The 17,536-nt window shown below is 70.0% G+C and carries 18 protein-coding genes and 1 pseudogene; 8 read left to right on the top strand and 11 right to left on the bottom strand.

The features are described from left to right. Position 1: 1 nt before the first annotated feature. Together F3H10_RS01375 and F3H10_RS01370 are read right to left on the bottom strand one after the other, a co-directional pair. On the bottom strand, positions 2–1,231 hold the full coding sequence (locus F3H10_RS01375) for an MFS transporter (protein WP_149783064.1): 1,230 nt from the start codon (positions 1,229–1,231) through the stop codon (positions 2–4). A 77-nt stretch (positions 1,232–1,308) separates the two neighbouring features. Continuing rightward, positions 1,309–1,983, bottom strand: a complete 675-nt coding sequence (locus tag F3H10_RS01370; protein WP_149783063.1) for a DsbA family protein — start codon at positions 1,981–1,983, stop codon at positions 1,309–1,311. Between the two features lie 54 nt (positions 1,984–2,037). On the opposite strand from F3H10_RS01370, the gene F3H10_RS01365 reads away from it, so the two are divergent. Both F3H10_RS01365 and F3H10_RS01355 read left to right on the top strand, forming a co-directional pair. Next, entirely contained in the window at positions 2,038–3,057 is a 1,020-nt protein-coding gene (locus tag F3H10_RS01365; RefSeq protein WP_149783062.1) for a methyltransferase domain-containing protein, read from the top strand. Between the two features lie 586 nt (positions 3,058–3,643). Further along, a pseudogene (locus tag F3H10_RS01355) lies at positions 3,644–3,931 on the top strand (DUF5779 family protein); the annotation flags it as partial. Positions 3,932–3,954: 23 nt separating this feature from the next. Here F3H10_RS01355 and F3H10_RS01350 read toward each other — a convergent pair. From F3H10_RS01350 to F3H10_RS01340, 3 genes are all read right to left on the bottom strand, one after another. Further along, entirely contained in the window at positions 3,955–4,392 is a 438-nt protein-coding gene (locus F3H10_RS01350; protein WP_149783059.1) for an RNA-binding protein, read from the bottom strand. Positions 4,393–4,404: 12 nt separating this feature from the next. Then, positions 4,405–4,593 carry a DUF1918 domain-containing protein gene (locus F3H10_RS01345; RefSeq protein WP_142986002.1) on the bottom strand — a complete coding sequence of 63 codons (189 nt, stop codon included), beginning with the start codon at positions 4,591–4,593 and terminating at the stop codon, positions 4,405–4,407. A gap of 73 nt (positions 4,594–4,666) precedes the next feature. Then, a complete protein-coding gene (locus F3H10_RS01340; RefSeq protein WP_149783058.1) occupies positions 4,667–5,248 on the bottom strand; it encodes a DUF7524 family protein in 582 nt (193 codons plus the stop codon). Between the two features lie 103 nt (positions 5,249–5,351). On the opposite strand from F3H10_RS01340, the gene F3H10_RS01335 reads away from it, so the two are divergent. After that, positions 5,352–6,221 carry a universal stress protein gene (locus F3H10_RS01335; RefSeq protein ID WP_149783057.1) on the top strand — a complete coding sequence of 290 codons (870 nt, stop codon included), beginning with the start codon at positions 5,352–5,354 and terminating at the stop codon, positions 6,219–6,221. Positions 6,222–6,247: 26 nt separating this feature from the next. On the opposite strand, the gene F3H10_RS01330 is transcribed toward F3H10_RS01335, so the two are convergent. Further along, on the bottom strand, positions 6,248–6,448 hold the full coding sequence (locus tag F3H10_RS01330; RefSeq protein WP_149783056.1) for a methytransferase partner Trm112: 201 nt from the start codon (positions 6,446–6,448) through the stop codon (positions 6,248–6,250). Between the two features lie 116 nt (positions 6,449–6,564). Between F3H10_RS01330 and F3H10_RS01325 the strand changes: the two genes are divergently transcribed. After that, the gene (locus F3H10_RS01325; RefSeq protein ID WP_149783055.1) at positions 6,565–6,843 is read left to right on the top strand and encodes a ribonuclease P protein component 4; all 279 of its coding nucleotides are present in this window, start codon (positions 6,565–6,567) and stop codon (positions 6,841–6,843) included. 90 nt (positions 6,844–6,933) lie between these two features. On the opposite strand, the gene F3H10_RS01320 is transcribed toward F3H10_RS01325, so the two are convergent. From F3H10_RS01320 to F3H10_RS01310, 3 genes are all read right to left on the bottom strand, one after another. Next, positions 6,934–7,635: an HAD-IIB family hydrolase gene (locus F3H10_RS01320; RefSeq protein WP_149783054.1), complete on the bottom strand. Its 702-nt coding sequence runs from the start codon at positions 7,633–7,635 to the stop codon at positions 6,934–6,936. 74 nt (positions 7,636–7,709) lie between these two features. Next, positions 7,710–8,879, bottom strand: coding sequence for a Cdc6/Cdc18 family protein (locus F3H10_RS01315; protein WP_149783053.1), 1,170 nt, complete (start codon positions 8,877–8,879; stop codon positions 7,710–7,712). Positions 8,880–8,964: 85 nt separating this feature from the next. Continuing rightward, positions 8,965–9,165, bottom strand: coding sequence for a hypothetical protein (locus tag F3H10_RS01310; protein WP_149783052.1), 201 nt, complete (start codon positions 9,163–9,165; stop codon positions 8,965–8,967). A gap of 121 nt (positions 9,166–9,286) precedes the next feature. Here F3H10_RS01310 and F3H10_RS01305 point away from each other — a divergent pair, with 121 nt between their 5' ends. Continuing rightward, positions 9,287–9,688, top strand: a complete 402-nt coding sequence (locus tag F3H10_RS01305) for a hypothetical protein (protein WP_149783051.1) — start codon at positions 9,287–9,289, stop codon at positions 9,686–9,688. Between the two features lie 15 nt (positions 9,689–9,703). Here the strand turns inward: F3H10_RS01305 and F3H10_RS01300 are convergent, their stop codons facing one another. Together F3H10_RS01300 and glpK are read right to left on the bottom strand one after the other, a co-directional pair. Beyond that, positions 9,704–10,798: a hypothetical protein gene (locus tag F3H10_RS01300; protein ID WP_188127837.1), complete on the bottom strand. Its 1,095-nt coding sequence runs from the start codon at positions 10,796–10,798 to the stop codon at positions 9,704–9,706. Next, a complete protein-coding gene (glpK, locus tag F3H10_RS01295; protein ID WP_149783050.1) occupies positions 10,799–12,340 on the bottom strand; it encodes a glycerol kinase GlpK in 1,542 nt (513 codons plus the stop codon). It lies immediately after the preceding gene. Positions 12,341–12,724: 384 nt separating this feature from the next. Between glpK and glpA the strand changes: the two genes are divergently transcribed. The 3 genes from glpA to F3H10_RS01280 are packed head-to-tail and all read left to right on the top strand — an operon-like array spanning position 12,725 to position 17,491. Continuing rightward, positions 12,725–14,542 (top strand): anaerobic glycerol-3-phosphate dehydrogenase subunit GlpA, encoded by a 1,818-nt coding sequence (gene glpA, locus F3H10_RS01290; protein WP_149783049.1) that lies wholly within the window; start codon positions 12,725–12,727, stop codon positions 14,540–14,542. Continuing rightward, the gene (gene glpB, locus F3H10_RS01285; protein WP_149783048.1) at positions 14,529–15,929 is read left to right on the top strand and encodes a glycerol-3-phosphate dehydrogenase subunit GlpB; all 1,401 of its coding nucleotides are present in this window, start codon (positions 14,529–14,531) and stop codon (positions 15,927–15,929) included. Before glpA ends, glpB begins: the two co-directional genes overlap by 14 nt. Continuing rightward, positions 15,926–17,491, top strand: coding sequence for an anaerobic glycerol-3-phosphate dehydrogenase subunit C (locus F3H10_RS01280; protein ID WP_149783047.1), 1,566 nt, complete (start codon positions 15,926–15,928; stop codon positions 17,489–17,491). The genes glpB and F3H10_RS01280 overlap by 4 nt, the downstream gene beginning before the upstream one ends. Positions 17,492–17,536 lie beyond the last annotated feature (45 nt).

The following is a 17,536-nucleotide window of genomic DNA, read 5'->3' as shown; positions in this document are numbered from 1 at the left end:
CTCAATCGCTCCCGGTCGACGGGGCGGAACCGACCCGCGGCGCGACCGCGCGAACGGCCGGAAGCAACGCCAGCGCGATGGCGAGCTCGAGTCCCCCCACGGCGAGGAAGGCGGCCCGGTAGCCGAACGCGCCGGTCGCGCCGCCGCCGACGAGAAAGCCCGTCAGGAACCCGAGCGAGCCGAACACGTTGAACGCCCCCATCGCCGCCCCGCGGGCGGCCGGGTCGACGAGGTCGGTGACGAGCGCCATCGTTGCCGGAGCCATCAGCGCGCCGCAGACCCCGACGAGCACCATCAGCCCGGCCGCGACCGGGTAGACGGGCGCGACGCCGACGCCGATCGTGACGATCCCGTAGGCGATCGACCCGAGGACGACCGGAAAGAACCGCCCGATCCGGTCCGACAGCGTTCCGAACGGGGACTGTAACAGCGCGAACGGGACGAAGAAGAGCGCGAGGGTCGCGCCGGCCCCGGTCGCCGAGAGCCCGAAGGTGGCCGGGTCCTGGAAGTAGTACACCCCGACCAGCGCGAAGAAGCCGGCGGTCAGGCGGTCGACGAAGCCGAACGCGAAGGGAACGAGGAGTCCGGGCGTCTCCCGGGCGCGGGAGAGCACCTCCCGGAACCCGGGGTCGGGGTCGTCGCCCGTTTCAACGGCGTCTCCGGCGGCGCGGTCGTCGACGGTCGCCGCGAGCAGCCCCGCACCCGCGAGCACGACTGCGCCGGCGTACACGGGGTAGAACGGTCCGAGGTCGGCGAGCGCCCCGCCGACGACGGAGCCGACCGCCGCGCCGAGACCGATGGCGAGGCCGGCGGCCCCCATGTTCCGTCCGTTGCCGCCGCCCAGGTCCATCAGCATCGTGATCGCGAGCGAGAACGCCCCGATCGTGAGCGATCCGCCGACGACGCGGACGAGGAGGACCGCCGGAAACCCGAAGCCGAGCCGCGGCACCGCGGCGAGCGCGGCGTAGGAGGCGGCCCCGCCGAGCGCGCCGACCACGACCAGCGGCACGCGTCGACCGAGCGCGTCGCTCGCGGCCCCCCAGGCCACGGCGAACGTCACGAACGCCGCGAACTCCGCGACGAGGAACCACATCCCCGCGTCGATGCCCGCCGGCGCGCCGAGTTCGACCACGAGGTCGGGAACGCCGGGATACAACAGCACCTGCGAGACCAGCACCGCGAGCACGACGGCGACGAGCCGTCGACGGTCCCCGCGGTCGTCGCTCGTCATTGGTTTATAAAACGGGTCGAACGGTCAAAAGGCCGACGTTCGGGGGTCGCCGTGTCCCTCGTCTCGCGGTCGACGGCTCAGAGCGCCGACTCGATGGCGTCGATGATCGCCCCCGAGTCGTAGCCGTCGACCGCCTCGCCGTTCACGAATATCGTCGGCGTTCCGGAGACGCCCATCGACTCGCCCTCGTCGCGGTCGTCCATCGACGCCTCCTCGTACGTCGAGAACTGGGCGTCGGCGATGGCCGCACAGGGGTCCGCGCCCGCGGCCTCCGCGGCGGCACCGAGCGTCGGACCGTCGTAGTCGCCCTGCGACTCGTAGGCGGCCGAGGAGAACTCGAAGAAGGCCTCGTCGCCGGCACGTTCGCCGACGCCGCGGGCCGCGCTGGCGACGGGGACCGCCCACGTCTCGTTCACCGGGATCGGGAAGTCCCAGTGTTCGTACCGGATCTCGCCGGAGGCGACGAACTCCTCGCGGACCGCCGGGAAGTGCTCGAGCTTGTAGGTCGCACAGTGGGGGCAGGTGAAGTCCTCGAACGCCCGGACGACGACGTCCGCCTCGGGGTCGCCGAGCGTCGGGCGGTACTCGAGGTCCGGGTCGGACGGTTCGGTCAACTCACAGCCGTACTCGCCCGTCTCGAGCGAGTTCCCGCCGTCGCCGCCGCTTCCTCCGCTCCCGCCGAGACAGCCGGTCACCCCGACGACGCCGCCCGCCGCGACGCCGGAGAGCATCGCCCGCCGCGTGTGTTCCATGTCGTCGGCTCGGGGTGGGACGCACTTAACCACACCGAGAGCCTCGGAGCGGACGTGACCCGACCGTCGACGTACGAACACTCCCGGTACCTGGAGGCCAAACGCACCGTCGACGACCGCGCGCTCCACCGCCCGACGCTCGACCGGCTTCGGGAGTCGCTCGCGGGTCGGTCCGCCCCCCTCCGCGTCGTCGAGGCGGGCTGTGGAACGGGAACGATGCTCCGGCGACTCCTCGCGTGGGGGATCCTGCCCGACGAGGTGGTCTACCGCGGATACGACCTCCGCGAGGAGGCGATCGACCGCGCGGTCGGCGGGATCGCGACGTGGGCCGACGGCGCGGGCTACGTCCTCGAGATCGAGGAGGGATCGACCGGTCCCGACGCGGGTCCGGGTCGAACGCTCCGTCTATCGGGCGAGGACGACTCGTCCGCGACCGCGACGTTCGCCGCGGCGGACGCGGTCGAGGTCGCCCGTCGAACCGACGCGGAGTACGACCTGCTCGTCGGCTGTGCGTTCCTCGACATCGTCGACCTCGACCGGGCGCTCGGCCCGCTCCTCGGACTGGTCCCGGACGGGCTCGCGTACTTCCCGATCACCTTCGACGGGGAGACGTTCCTCCGCCCGTCGTTCGGGGGAGACGGGACTATCGACGGTTCGATCGAACGGGCCGTCCTCGATGTCTACCACGCGACGATGGACGCGCCGGACCGTCCGGGCGGGAGCCGCACCGGACGGGAACTGCTCGAGGCGCTGCCCGCCGCGGGAGGCGAGGTCGTCGCCGGCGGCGGCTCGGACTGGCTCGTGACGCCGCCGTACCCCGACGACGAGGCGTACTTCCTCCACTACCTCGTCGACGGGATCGAGGGGGCCGTCAGCGAGGCGATCGCGGACGACGGAGACGTGGACGGTTCGTCAAGCGTCGCCGGCGCGGACGCCGCCGCCCGGCTCTCGCCGGAAGCGGTCTCGGAGTGGGCCGAGGCGAGACACCGCGGGATCACGGAGGGTCGACTGACCTTCGGCGCGCACAACCTCGACGTGCTCGCACGCGTCGAGTCGGACGACCGGATCGAGTGACCGTTGACCTGCTCCCTGTTTCGAAGGGCCTCGCGGGCGCTCGGAGGCGCGCCACCGCATCGCGAGTCGGTCGTCCTCCCGTCTTCGTGAGGTCGTCGTCTCGCCTTTGCGACTGACGAGGACTTCTCCCCTGAGGGGTATTTTGAAGAAACGTATACGTACACATTAACTATACGTACGGGATTTGAGACCGAATCATGGCGCATAGCCCAGAACACGTCGAGGAGTTCGTTTGCGAGGACTGCCAAGTGATCCATGCGGGTACGCCGGTTCAGAGTTCATCCGGCGGGCATGCGTTCGAACCACCCGAATCCTGCGGCGTGTGTGGCGGGTCCGAGATGGTTCCGACCGAAAATTGGGTCCACCAACAGGAGTGATAACCCACCTCGGCGGTCGAGTATCCCGGTTCACCGTCGCCGATCGGTTTCTGTCACCAGCGAGTCCGTTGAGGGGAAACTGCTCACGTCAGTGACGGGCTGATTCGGCGTCGTGATCTCCGTAGCCGGCTCGAGACCGACCGCCGAGCCTCGTTCCGCGCCGGGGCCCTCCCCCGAACGCTTTTGCCGGCGTGAGTCGTCGCTCGGGTATGAGCGACTGGGACCTCGACTTACGCGACGCCGAAGAGCAGATGGACGAGGCGTTCGCCGACGCCGGCGACGTCGTCCTCGGCGTCCTCGACGGGACGACCGACCCGGAGACGTGGATCCGCAGCGTCGACTACGGCAACACGCTCGTGTTGTCCGTCGAGGGCGACCTCAACGAGCTCGCTGCCGGCTTCGCCCGCGAGATCAAGGACATGGGCGGCGAGCTGATGCACTTCCGCGGGTTCCTTATCGTCTCACCTCCCGGGACCGGCATCGACACGGACCGGCTGGACGGGTAGTCCCCCGACCGCCGCTACGACGCGTCGGCGAGCCGGGAGAGCGTCTCGCGGGCGTTCTCGACGGCCGCCTCTTTCTTCGCCGGGTACGCCTCGACCTTCGCCCGGACGGTGATCCCGGGGCCGAGCCGCACGTCGCCGCGGAACGCGGCCTGTTTGTCGAGCCGCATGAACAGCGCGCAGTTGTCGTCGACCCGCTGGTCGAGCTCCTCGAGCACGCGGTCGAGGTCGTCGAGCTCGGCGATCCGGTCGAGCACGTGGCGCATCCCGTCGGCGCGTTCGATCCGCGCGGAGAGGACGACGATCCGGTCGCCGTGATGCCCCACGTTCTCGACGCGGTCGAGCTCGGCGTCCTCGGGCAGCAGCGAGCGGAGCGCCTCCTCCACGCGCTTCTCATCCTCGGTCGCGTACGAGAACGCCCGGAGGTCGACGTAGTGGAACGGGACTGCGGGCACGGGCGAGGGGGGTTACTCCTCGCTCTCGACGGCCTCGAGCGACTCCTCCGGAACGCCCGTCTCCTGGCCGTCCTCGAAGCTCACCGTGTAGGTCGCGTCGCCGAACATCGTCTCCATCACCTGCGTGATCCGCCCGGTCTCGCCGTCGTACTCGCTGTGTTTGTCGTGGAGGACGACCTCGTCTTCCTTCTCGAAGCTCATGTCTCACGGTTCCGCCGGGACGCTTAAAAGCGCGCGGATCCACCCCGAGCGGCAGTCTTCGGGGTTCCGCTCCTCACCACAGCAGGTACAGCGCGGCCGCGAGCGTCACCGCGAGGACGACGCCGACGGCGAGGAAGACGAGCACGCTATCGATCGCGAACGCGGCCGCGACGCCGAGCGCGACCGCGAGAAACGAGACGAGGAGCGCCGGCACGCCGCCGCGTTCTATCGCCCGTTCGAGCCCGGCGACGACTCGGCTCGACAGCGGAGCCGGCGGGCTGCGCTCGGGCGGTTTCGAGAGCCGCTCGTCGACGACGACCTCGTCCGGGGCCACCTCCGGCGGCGGCTCGATCCGCACGTCGACGTACGCCGTGTTCGATCCGTACCCCGTCACGACCTTCAGCTTCCCGCGGACCGGCTCGTCGACCTCGACGGCCGAGACGTGAACGCGTTTGACCGCGTCGTCCTCGACGTAGTGGTTCACCTCGGCGATCGAGGCGACCCGATCGAGGTCGTCGTCGAGGTGGAGGTGGACGTGGGTCGATCGGCCGCGGTTCGCGAGCTCGATGGAGAACGGAGCGGTCGTGGCGAACCGGTCGGGGGCGCTGATCGAGTGGACTTCGTCCCCGTTCAGTTCGACGGCGAGGGTCGACACGCGTAGTAGCTCACGCCGCGGTCAAAAAAAGATTCAGTTAATTGAGGGCGAATCGGACCGATGCGAACCCATTAGCCCCTCGGGCTCGTAGCCCTCGGCGACCATGTACGACGACGTCCTGCTGCCGTTCGACGGGAGCGACGGGGCCGCCGACGTTCTCGAACACGCCGCCGACATCGCGCGCTTCGCGGACGCGACGGTCCACGTCCTGTTCGTCGCGGACACCGCGCGCGACAGCGTCACCGTGATCGAGGGCGAGACCGTCGACGCGCTCGAACGACGGGGCGAGCGCGTCGTCTCGGAGGCGACCGAGGAACTCGCGGCGGCGGGCGTCGACCACGACGCCGAGGTCCGTCAGGGGAACCCCGCGCCGACGATCGTCGATCACGCCGAACGGGAGGGCCACGACCTGATCGTGATGCCGACGCGCGGTCGGCGGGGGCTCTCCCGGCGCCTCCTCGGCAGCGTCTCGGAGAAGGTCGTGCGGAACGCGTCGGTTCCGGTGCTCACGGCGCGGACCCGCCCAGACGAGCGGCTCGCGTTCCCCTACGAGGGGATCGTGGTCCCGACGGACGGAAGCGTCGGGGCGGACGCCGGGGTCGACCACGGCCTCGCGCTCGCCGCCGCCCTCGACGCGACGGTCCACGCGCTCGCCGTCGTCGACGACGCCTTCGACCCGCTTGAGGGCCTCCTCGGCACCGACGCGGACGAGGACGAGGCGACGGCCGCCGCGAACGCCGCCCTCGACGACGTCGTCGCCGCGGCGGAGGAGTACGGGGTCGATCGCGTCGAGCGACACGTCGAACGCGGGGACCCCGTCGAGGCGATCCGCGACCGCGTCTCCGCGGACGGCGCGGACGCGGTCGTGATGGGTGCGACCGGGGAGCACGGCGACGATCGAGTCCTGCTCGGGAGCGTCGCGGAGCGGACCGTGCGGACCGCGCCGGTCCCGGTCCTCACGGTGCGGGAGTGAGAGCGGAGAAGGCGACGACTCGACGGTTACGCCGCGGCCTCCTCCTCCTCGCGCATGTCCGGCGGGAGGAGGTTCGGGATCCCGTCCTCGATCGGGTAGACCTCACCGCACTCCGTACACGTGAGCGTCCCCTCGAGGACCTCCTCGTCGTCCCGCTCGTCGACATCGAGTTCGAGGTCGGCCTTCTCGAGCGGACAGCAGATCACGTCCATCAGGGATTCCTTCATGCCGCCCGGTTGGCGTGGACCGTTCAAAAAGGATGCGGGTCGGCCGGGTTTCGGACCGGGGAGTCGGTCCCGCCGCCGACGACAACGCCTTTGTGCCGCGGTCGCCCCGAACGCGTATGGGGATCCCCGAGGAACGGATCGAGCGGCTGTTCGGGCTCGCCCGCGAGGCGGTCGTCGACGACGAGTACGACCGCGCGCGGGAGTACGTCCGCCTGGCGCGGCGGATCGCCGAACGGAACCGCTGTGGCGTTCCCCGCGAGTTCGAGCGGAAGACCTGTGACGACTGCGACGTGTACCTCCGGCCGGGAAGGACGAGCCGAGTCCGGCTCGGGCCCGGTCGCGTGGTCGTCCGCTGTCGCGAGTGCGGCGCGACGGGTCGGTACCCGTACGCCTGATCGGACGAACGATCCGAGCGGGATCAACGCCGCCGATCGACGGGATCAACGTCGCCGATCGACGGGATCAACGTCGCCGGTCGACCGGGATCAACGCCGTCGTCCGGGCGGCGTCTCGCCCGCCGCCAGCGCCTCGAGGACCGCCGCGGTGCCGTCCATGTAGCCCGCCTCGAGGACGACGTCCGCCGCCGCGGTCGCCGCCGGATCCGCGTTGGCGACGGCGTAGGCGGTCCCGGCGACCTCGAACGTCGAGACGTCGTTCTCGCTGTCGCCGACCGCGACGAACGCCTCCGGGTCGACGCCGAGCGAGCCGGCGACCCGCGCGAGCCCCTCGCCCTTGTTCACGTCCGGCGATTTGACGTGGAACGCGTAGCCGGTGTCGACGACCTCCACCTCGTCGCCCGCGGCCGCGGCGACCTCGCGCAACAGCGCCTCGTCGGCGTCGACGGAGACCGCCACCTCGGTCTCGCGCCACCGGTTCACGGTCTCGTCCCCGCCCCAACCCAGGTCGCCGCCACGTTCGAGGAACGCCTCGATCACGGCGCGAGGAGCGGAAGGGTCCGCGAGGAGGCTCGTCTCGTCGTCGACGTGGACGACCCCGCCGTTCTCGGCGATCACGGTCGCGTCGCGGCCGAGGAATCCCGCGAGCGCGACCGGATACGGGAACGCCTTGCCGGTCGCGAGCACCACGGGGGCCTCCCAGTCGGGCAGCAGCTCGAGGACGCGGGGATCGAGCCGGCCGTCGACCGTCGTCAGCGTCCCGTCGATGTCCAGCACGAGGGGCGGAACCATACGCGAGCCTCCGGAACCGCGGAGGCAACTGTCTTCCGTTCGACGGGGCCGGAGAGAAGGACGGAGGTCGGGATTCAGGCGCGGGCCGACCGGTCGAACAGCTCGCGGTAGACGAGCGTCGGAAACCGCGGGACGAGCCGGCTCGGCGGCCGTCCCTTGCCGTCGCTCCGCCGGACGGTCACTCGGTCGAGCAGCCCGGCGTCCGCGAGCTCGTAGAGCACGCGCCGCACCGTGGACGCCGACAGGTCGACGCGCCGCCGCGAGGCGATCGTCTCCGTCGCGGCGCTCACCGAGGACCGGTCGGACTCGGGCAGCGTCACGAGTTCGTAGAGGAGCCGGCGGCGGCTCTCCGAGAGCGACAGGACGCGACCCAGCGTGACGCACGGCTTCGGGACCTCCTCTATCCCCGCGTCGACGTCCTCGGGACGGATCGTCGAGACGCCCGCCCGCTCGGCGCGGATGGCGGCACCCGAGATCGCCGCGAGCGCGTCGTGGGCGTCGCCGGAGGCCCACTCGCCGATCTCCCGGACCTGGTCGTGGCTGAGCGCGTCGCGGCCGAGCCCCGTCGAACACCGGCTCGTCAGCAGTTCGACGAGCACGTGCCGCCGGTACCGCGAGAGCGCGACCGACTCGTCCGGGTCCCAGTCGATCTCCTCGGGCGGCTCGCGGCCGAGACACACCGGAACGATGTGGCCGCTCACGTCGGTGAGCCACTCGACGACGGTCGACGCGCTCGGCGTCTCGGGCTCGTTGGTGTGGTCGACCGCGACCACGACGTCCGGACCCGTCCGGACCGCGTCCCGGAGCGACTCGGCGAGGTCGTCGGTCCCGATACCGTGGTCGGGGACCGTCTCGTCGCCGACGGCCGCGAGCGCGTCGTGGTAGAGCCGGAACCGCGTCGAGGCCCGTCTGGCGTCCACGTAGACGAAGCCCGGAAGCGTCGGCTCGACCGCCCGCGTCGACGTCTGGATCGCCTGCGGCGGGCCGCTGTGGGTCGCGAGCCGGGAGAACAGCGCGGAGACGACGGCGGACTTGCCGCTGCCCTTCGGGCCGTGGACGTAGGTGCTCGGCGGCAGCGCGCCGGAGAAGGCCGGACTGAACGCGTCGAGCAAGCGCTCGAGCGCCGGCCCCCGCCCGATCGGCGACTCGAGGTGGAACACCGGGGAGACGGCGTCAAAGTCGACGAAGACGCCCGCCCCGGTGTCGTATCCGAGTCGCCGCTCGATCCGGTCGTCGATGTTCACGCTACCTCCTCCTGGGTACGGGAATAAAACCGGCACGAACCGCGGTCGGCTCGTTCCGGCCGCCGACCGGCTCGGCGACGCTCCCCTACCAGTGGTTCGGCTTGTACCGGTTGATGAGAAGCGTCGAGACGACGAAGACGATGCCGCTTATCGCGCCGGCGAGCACGCCGGCCACGACCCGCACGCCGAGCGGCCCCTCGGCGGTCACGGCCATCACGACCGTGACGACGGCCGCGACGAGCAGCATGTTCCGTCCGTCGCGTCTCTCGAGACCGAGCGTGTTCATGTCCGCCGATCGGCGTGAGATCGGTTAAATCCACCCCAGCCGGGATCGTCCCGGGTCGGGCGATCGTGAAGGGCGACGTTCCGACCACACACTTAACCCACCCGAACGCGTCTCCGGGGGTATGTCGGAACAGCCGTTCCACGAGTCGGTAGTCGCCGCCGACAAGCGGAGCAAGGTGATCGCGCTGCTCGTCGCGATCGCCGCGTTCCTTCTCGTCCGCGAGCTCGTCGATGACGTCCAGTTCGCGTCGATCGTCGCCGCGACCGCCGGCATCGGTACCCGTCTGTACATTCCGTACCACGCGAGCATCCGGGTTCCGGAGCCGGAGCGGACGCCGCTCAGCGAACATCCGACCGCGGGCGAATACCACCACGGTGCCGCCGGTATCGGTCTGGTCGTCCTGTCGGTCGTCGCGGTCGCCGCGTTCGTCTTCACTCACGGACTCGTCACCTCGATCGGTGTCGGGATCATCTCTGGTGTTGTCTCCTATGTGATGCTTTCTTCGGCGCTTCCGGCTCAATAAAAAACGCGCGTCGGCTCAGGCTCCGGGTACCCAGATCGATCCGAGGATCCCGAGGATCGACAGGAGCGCGAGGATCGAGGACGTAATGAAGATCGCCGCCGCGGGCGGGTCCACGTGGGTGTCCCCGTGAGCGTAGAACACGCGCTGGAACGCCTCGCCGATGACCGCGCCGAGCAGTCCGAACCCGGCGCCGGCCAACAGCCCGACCGTCGGGCTGAAGCCCGCTCCCGTGAACGCGGCCCACGCGGTCGCCCCCGGAAGCGTCATGTGGTGGGTGACCGGGATCCGGTCCACGCCGAGGTTCAAGAAGAGCAGCGTCGCCGCGCTGATCCCGAACCCGAGGAACACGTTGCCGGTCTGGATCGTGGCGTAGGCGGCCGCCAGTCCGGCGACCGCTCCGATCGCCGCGACGTGCGACCACTTGTACATGTTCGGCAGCCACGGCTCGACGGCGAGGCGGTCCTCGCTGTCCTTCTCGCCGTCACCGGGCATCTCGCCGGGTTCCCGCATCTCTCCGCGCTCGAAGGGACCCATGTCCATGAACCCGTTCGCCTTGTCGCTGACGACGCCGATCACCGAGTAGCCGAACACCGCCCGGTGTAACAGGGCGCTGGCGACGACCGTGAACGCGATCGGGTCGGTCGGGATGGCGAGGTTCCGAAGGGTCTGTTCGAGCACGATCCCGAACACCCCGAAGAGCGCCCCGACCGCGAGGATGTCCGGCTTGCTGCCGAGCGCGAAGCCGATGTCCTTCGCGTTGTGGTAGTCGAACCCGGACTCCATCTCGCCGTTCTTTGCGGCGTACGCCGCCGCGGCCGCACCGCCGGCGAAGGAGATGTGCGGGCCGAACACCGGACCGAAGCCGACGCCGACGCCGACCCCCGATGCCGCGTCGCCGCCGAAGACGCCGGCGATGACGAGGAATCCGGTGAAGATGAACGCCGGCAGCGCACCGAGGGCGGCGCCGAACGCGCCGCCGGCCGCCGCACCGAGCCAGTACGTCGGGTCGAGGAGGATGTTGAGAACCGCGTCGATCGATCCGGCGTTCCAGCCGGCCGACTGTGCGAGCACGTCTCCCGACGCGAGCAACGCCGAAGCCTCGGCGCTCATCTACTCGTCCCCCTCGTCGTCTTTCGCCCAGTCGAGCGACTTCTCGACCGCGTCGCCCCACCGGCTGTACAGTTTGTCGACCTCCGCTTGGCTCTTCTCGGGGTTGAACTCGCGGTCGACCTGCCAGTTGTCGCGAAGCTCGTCGACGGTGTCCCAGTAGCCGACCGCCAGCCCGGCCGCATACGCCGAGCCGAGCGCGGTCGTCTCGTCGACCTCCGGCCGCGCGATCTCCGTCTGGATGATGTCCGACTGGAGCTGACAGAGGAAGTTGTTCTTGACCGCGCCGCCGTCGACGCGGAGGCTCGTCGTCTCCACGCCGGAGTCGGCCTCCATCGCCTCCGCCACGTCGCGGGTCTGGTAGGCGATCGACTCGAGCGTCGCCCGCACGATGTGTTCCTTGCTCGTCCCGCGGGTCATCCCGACGATGGTCCCGCGCGCGCGGCCGTCCCAGTGGGGCGCGCCGAGCCCCGTGAACGCCGGGACCATGTAGACGCCGTCGGTCGACTCGACCGACCGTGCGAGTTCGGCGGTCTGGGCCGCGTTGTTGATCAGGTCGACGTCCTCGAGCCACTCGATCGCCGCGCCGGTGATGAAGATCGAGCCCTCGAGCGCGTACTGGACCGGCTCTCCGGACATCTGGAAGCCGATGGTCGTCAGGAGTCCGTGGTCGGACTCGACGGCCTCGGTGCCCGTGTTCATCAGGTAGAACGAGCCGGTGCCGTAGGTGTTCTTCGCGTCGCCCTCGTCGAAACAGGTCTGGCCGAACAGCGCGGCCTGCTGGTCGCCGAGCGCGCCGGCGACCGGGACCTCCTCGCCGAGGAAGCCGTCCGCGTCGGTGTGGCCGTAGTACTCCTCGTCGGAGGAGGGCCGAACCTCGGGGACCATCTCCTTCGGCACGTCGAACTCGTCTAAGAGCTCGTCGTCCCACTCCAGCTCCCGGATGTTGTACAGCATCGTCCGGGACGCGTTCGTCACGTCCGTGATGTGGTTGCCCGTGAGGTTGTAGATGAGCCACGAGTCGATCGTGCCCATGACGAGTTCGCCCTCGCGGGCTCGGTCGCGGAGGTCGCCGCCGCGGGAGCTCTGCATCTTGAGCGGCTCGGCGTTGTCGAGGATCCACTCGGTCTTGGTCGCGGAGAAGTACGCGTCGGCCTCGAGGCCCGTCTTCTCGCGGATCTCCTCGACCTTGTCCGCCTCCTGTAGTTCCTCGACGCGGTCGGTCGTCCGGCGGTCCTGCCAGACGAGGGCGTTGTGGACCGGCTTGCCGGTCTCGCGGTCCCACACGATCGTGGTCTCGCGCTGGTTCGTGATCCCGATCGCATCGAGCTGGCTCGCCTCCAGGCCCGCGTCCGCGAGCCCGTCGAGGACGACCTCCTGCGTGTTCTCCCAGATCTCTATCGGGTCGTGTTCGACCCATCCCGGGTTGGGATAGATCTGTTCGTGCTGTTCGTAGGCGTTCGCGACGACCTGCCCGCCGTGGTCGAACACCATGAAGCGGGTTCCGGTCGTCCCCTGGTCTATCGCACCGACGTACTGTGTCATGTTCTGGATCCCTCCTGCGGCGCTGGTCCGGCCGAAACGACGACGCCACCGTCCGTGTCCCGATCCGATCCGGGACCGAATCCGTCTCCCACCCCGCCCCGAAACGTCGCGTCCGGGCCACGCGTCGGCCCGTAGACCGGGAACGCGGGGTCGCTGTCGTCGCCGCCACGGCATATCTTCACGGAAGCTACCACGCCATCCGTGAACATAATGTACTACCATAATAATCTTCCTGTTAAAATCCGGATATCACCTCGCATAAAAAAGACTTATATATAAATATGTGGGTGAATCCCCCGGCGAGTCGGTGTGGATATCCCTGATAGTTATGAACGGGTCGGTGCGAGAGGTAAAGTAAAGTGATCCCGGTCCAAGCCCTATGACATGGACGATCAAGTGGACGTCGTCGTCGTCGGTGGGGGGTCGACCGGCTGTGGCGTGATACGGGACCTCGCGCGCCGGGGGCTCGACGCGGTCCTCGTCGAGAAGGGGAACCTCACGCACGGGACGACCGGGCGGATGCACGGGCTCCTCCACAGCGGCGGGAGATACGCCGTCTCGGACCAGAAGAGCGCGCGCGAGTGTATCGAGGAGAACCGGGTGCTCCGCGACATCGCCGCCCACTGCGTCGAGGAGACCGGGGGGATGTTCGTCAAGCGGCCCGAGGACTCCGAAGAGTACTTCCAGGAGAAACTCGAGGGCTGCCGCGCGTGCGACATCCCGGCGGAGGTGATAGACGGGGAGGAGGCGCGCAGGCGCGAGCCGTACCTCGCGCGCGACGTGGAGAAGGCCATCGTCGTCCCCGACGGCGCGGTCGATCCCTTCCGTCTCTGCGTGGCCAACGCGGCCGACGCCCGCGAACACGGCGCGCGCGTCGAGACCCACGCGGCGGTGACCGACGTGCTCGTCGAGGACGACGAGGTCGTCGGCGTCGAGATCGAACACGACACGGGACCCGGCAAGCGCGTCCACCGCGAGCCGGGCACCACCGAGGAGATCCGCGCGCGCTACGTCGTCAACGCGACCGGTGCGTGGGCCGGGCAGATCGGCGAGATGGCCGGCGTCGACGTGGAGGTCCGGCCGTCGAAGGGCGTGATGACCGTGATGAACACCCGGCAGGTCGACACCGTGATCAACCGCTGCCGGCCGAAGGGCGACGCCGACATCGTGGTCCCCCACGAGACCGCCTGTATCCTCGGAACGACCGACGAGGAGGTCGACGACCCCGAGGACTACCCGGAGGAGGAGTGGGAGGTCGACCTGATGATCGAGACGCTCTCGGAGCTCGTCCCCGCGCTGAAGGACGCCCGCACGCTCCGGTCGTTCTGGGGCGTCAGACCCCTCTACGAGCCGCCCGGAACGGGCACCGACGACCCGACCGACATCACGCGCGACTACTTCCTCCTCGACCACGCCGAGCGCGACGACCTCCCCGGCATGACGAGCATCGTCGGCGGGAAGCTCACCACCTACCGGATGATGGCCGAGTCGATCACCGACCACGTCTGTGAGAAGCTCGATCACGACGCCGACTGTGACACCGCCGACGCGCCGCTGCCCGGCTCCGAGGACTTCAGCGTCCTGCGCGACTACATGGAGGAGTTCGGGATCCGATCGCCGATCGGCCGCCGGTCGGCCCAACGGCTCGGCTCGCGGACCGACGACGTGTTGGGAGGGACGGACCCCAACCCCGTCGTCTGCGAGTGCGAGGGCGTCACCCGCGCGGAGGTCCGGAACGGCATCGAGGAGGCCGGCTCCGACCTGAACGCGGTCCGGCTGCGGACCCGCGCCTCGATGGGGAACTGCCAGGGCGGCTTCTGTACCCACCGGATCGCCTCGGAACTGGCTGCGGAGTACCCCGGACCCGTCGTCCGCGACGCCGAGGACGAGCTCTACCAGGAGCGCTGGAAGGGCCAGCGACACGCGCTGTGGGGCCGCCAGCTCTCGCAGGCGATGTTGAACCACCTGCTCCACGCGACGACGATGAACCGCGACGGCGACCCGGCGACGACCGACGCGGACGTGGACTTCGGCGCGTTCGACGCGGGGCCCGCGGGGTCCGGCGAGTCCGCAGGCGACGGCTCGTCGTCGGACGACTCGGGGTCGGACGACTCGCCCGCGGGCGTCACGGCGACCGACGGCGGGCTCGACGCGACCGGAAGTCCCGACGCGACCGACGGGGGGATCGATGGCGATCGATAGCGAGGTCCTCGTCGTCGGCGGCGGGATCGCGGGGATCACGGCCGCGATCGCGTCCGCCCGCGAGGGGGCCGACACGCGGCTCGTCTCGCACAAGGCGAGCACGCTCCGGCAGGCGTCCGGGCTGATCGACGCGCTCGGCTACCTCCCCGCGACCGAGCCGGCGAAGCCGCTGCGGGAGGGGCCGCCGACCGCGGGCCGGAACCTCGACCCCGACGAGTGGCCCGACCCGGAGGGGCCGCTCTCGGACCCGTTCGAGGCGATCGACCGGCTCCCGGAGGACCACCCGTACCGGCTCGTCGGCGCGGACGCGCTCCGGGAGGGGCTCGAACTGTTCGACGAGCTCGTCGGCGACGCGTACCTCGGGGGCCACACCGACCGGAACGCGCTGGTCCCGACGTTCGGCGGCAGCGTCAAACCCACCGCCCGCTACCCGGCGTCGGCGGCGGCCGGGGTCGCGAGCGACGACCGCCCGACGCTGATCGTGGGGTTCCGGTCGCTCACCGAGTACGACGCGCGGGCGTTCGCGGACCGGCTCGACGCCGCGGGCGTCCCGTTCGACGTGGCCGGCACGGAGGTCGAGTTCGCGGAGGCGTTCCGCGCGGACGCGAAGATCACCCGCCTCGCGAAGGCGCTCGACCGCGACGAGGAGATCGACGGGACGCCCGCCCGCGAGGCGCTGGCGAAGGCGGTCGGCCCGCACCTCCACGACGTGGTCGACGAGGAGGGCGGCGTCGACCGCGTCGAGCGAGTCGGGTTCCCGGCGTTCCTCGGGGACGACCACGCGGCCGAGGTCCGCGCGGACCTCGCCGACCGGCTCGGCGCGGACGTCTTCGAGGTCCCGATGGGGCCGCCGAGCCTGCCGGGACTCCGGCTCGAGGACCTGCTGTACGACGCGCTCGACGACGCGGGCGTCCGGTTCGAGACCGGGACGCCCGTGGTGGGATACGCGGTCGACGACGAGGTCGAGGGTGACGGGAGCGGCGACCGGATCGACCACCTCGTGATGGACCGGAAGGGCAGCGAGGTGCCCTACGGCGCGGAGGCGGTCGTGCTCGCGACGGGCGGGCTGGTCGGGAAGGGGCTCGACTCGGACCGCGACGGAGTGCGCGAGCCGGTCCTCGACCTACACGTCCCGCAGCCGGCGGACCGCTACGAGTGGTTCGTCGACGACGCGTTCGGCGAGCAGCCGTACGCGCGGTTCGGGGTACGACCGGACGAGCGGCTGCGCCCGCTCGACGAGACGGGGGAGGTGGCGTACGGGAACGTTCGGGTCGCCGGCGCGGTCGTCGGCGGCGCGGACGTGGCGCGGGAGAAGTCCGCGAGCGGCGTCTCGCTCGCGACCGGCCTCGTGGCCGGCCGCGAGGCGGCACGGGAGGTTCGACAATGACACGACACACAGGGAGCGACGACGAGACGGACGGGATCGACGGATCGAACCGAGACGGTCGAACGAACGGCGACGACCGCTGCGGCTGTGGGTCGTCGCCGCAGCCGAACGTTCCGGAGATCGGCCGCGACGAGCGGCCGGCGATCTTCGTGCCCGACGACGGGGAGGAGGCGGGAACCGCCGCAGAATCGTCCGCAGCGGACGGACGGACCGGGTCGCCCGCGGCGGACGCCCCCCGAACGGCGACCGACGGGGGCGTCGAGAGCGCGACCGGCGGCAGCGACTCGACCGAACTCGACCCCGACGCCTACGACCCGATCGACGTGTTCCCCGAGGGGGACCTCGACCTGCGCGACGGGGCCGACTCCTGTTATAAATGTACGTCGTGTGACACGTCCTGTCCGGTCGCGGAGGTCGACGACGAGTTCCCCGGCCCGAAGTTCCAGGGGCCCGAGCAGTGGCGGCTCAAGCGGAAGGACGACCACGACATCGACGAGTCGATCACTTCCTGTTCGAACTGCATGCGGTGTGACGACGCGTGTCCCTCCTCCGTGCCGCTCTCGCAGATGCACAACGAGGCGCGCGGCCAGTTCGTCGAGGAACAGATGGAGAAGCTCTCGCTGGAGTACGTCCGCAACCGCATCCTCGCGAACTACCGGACCTCGGCGCGGCTGGCGAGCGTGGTCCCGCGGCTCTCCTCGTTCGCGATGAACTTCGGACCCGCACGCTGGGCGATGGACAAGGTGCTCGGGATCCCGAAGGAGCGGGAGTTCCCCGAGTTCGCGACGACGACGTTCCGCGAGTGGTGGCGCGACCGCGGCGGCGCGCAGGTCGAGAACCCCGACAAGCGCGTGGCGTACTTCCACGGCTGTTACTCCAACTACAACACGCCGGAGGTCGGCAAGGCGATGGTGCGGGTGTACGAGCACTTCGGCTACGAGGTCATGGTGCCGCCCCAGAAGTGCTCGGGGACGCCGATGTTCGCCAACGGGATGTTGAAGGACGCCCGCCGGCACGCCGAGACCAACGTCGAGAACCTGATCGAGGCGATCGGCGACGGCGCGGACGTGATCGCGTCGTGTACCTCCTGTTCGATGTCGCTGCGGCAGGAGTACCCCGAACTGTTCGACATCCACGGCATCGAGGACGTCTCCGATCACACCTTCGAGGCGCTGGAGTACCTCCGGATCCACGAGGACCTGAACGACGAGCTGGCCGAGGCGCGCCCGGAGGACGACCGGTCGTTCGCGTACCACGCGCCGTGTCACGCCCGGAACCAGGGGCTCGCCCGGCAGGCCGTCGAGACGTTCCGCGACGTCGACGGCGTCGAGATGGAGGACGTGGGGGACTCCTGTTCGGGTATCTCCGGCACGTACGGCTGGAAGAGCGAGAAGTACGAGAAGTCGATGCAGATCGGCGAGGAGATGTTCGGGCACATGGAGGACGCGGAGGGCGAGGTGGGGATGACGGAGTGTCCGACCTGCGCGATGCAGATGGAACACGGCACCGGTTACGAGATCGAACACCCGCTCCAGCTGCTCGAGGAGACGCTCGTGGCGTAGGCGGGCCGATCGTCACCTTCGTTTTCAGATCCGATAACGGAGGAC

It is taken from the genome of Halorubrum aquaticum (assembly GCF_900113615.1).
In the GTDB taxonomy this organism is placed as follows: domain Archaea; phylum Halobacteriota; class Halobacteria; order Halobacteriales; family Haloferacaceae; genus Halorubrum; species Halorubrum aquaticum.
The sequence above is the reverse complement of the archived record's forward strand: the minus strand, read 5'-3'. Positions and strand labels throughout refer to the sequence as shown.

Coding starts and splice junctions, on each gene's coding strand:
- F3H10_RS01375 (WP_149783064.1), bottom strand. CDS start 1,231: ATGACGAGCGACGACCGCGGGGACCGTCGACGGCTCGTCGCCGTCGTG.
- F3H10_RS01370 (WP_149783063.1), bottom strand. CDS start 1,983: ATGGAACACACGCGGCGGGCGATGCTCTCCGGCGTCGCGGCGGGCGGC.
- F3H10_RS01345 (WP_142986002.1), bottom strand. CDS start 4,593: ATGAGCTTCGAGAAGGAAGACGAGGTCGTCCTCCACGACAAACACAGC.
- F3H10_RS01335 (WP_149783057.1), top strand. CDS start 5,352: ATGTACGACGACGTCCTGCTGCCGTTCGACGGGAGCGACGGGGCCGCC.
- F3H10_RS01330 (WP_149783056.1), bottom strand. CDS start 6,448: ATGAAGGAATCCCTGATGGACGTGATCTGCTGTCCGCTCGAGAAGGCC.
- F3H10_RS01325 (WP_149783055.1), top strand. CDS start 6,565: ATGGGGATCCCCGAGGAACGGATCGAGCGGCTGTTCGGGCTCGCCCGC.
- F3H10_RS01320 (WP_149783054.1), bottom strand. CDS start 7,635: ATGGTTCCGCCCCTCGTGCTGGACATCGACGGGACGCTGACGACGGTC.
- F3H10_RS01310 (WP_149783052.1), bottom strand. CDS start 9,165: ATGAACACGCTCGGTCTCGAGAGACGCGACGGACGGAACATGCTGCTC.
- F3H10_RS01305 (WP_149783051.1), top strand. CDS start 9,287: ATGTCGGAACAGCCGTTCCACGAGTCGGTAGTCGCCGCCGACAAGCGG.
- F3H10_RS01300 (WP_188127837.1), bottom strand. CDS start 10,798: ATGAGCGCCGAGGCTTCGGCGTTGCTCGCGTCGGGAGACGTGCTCGCA.
- glpK (WP_149783050.1), bottom strand. CDS start 12,340: ATGACACAGTACGTCGGTGCGATAGACCAGGGGACGACCGGAACCCGC.
- glpA (WP_149783049.1), top strand. CDS start 12,725: ATGGACGATCAAGTGGACGTCGTCGTCGTCGGTGGGGGGTCGACCGGC.
- glpB (WP_149783048.1), top strand. CDS start 14,529: ATGGCGATCGATAGCGAGGTCCTCGTCGTCGGCGGCGGGATCGCGGGG.
- F3H10_RS01280 (WP_149783047.1), top strand. CDS start 15,926: ATGACACGACACACAGGGAGCGACGACGAGACGGACGGGATCGACGGA.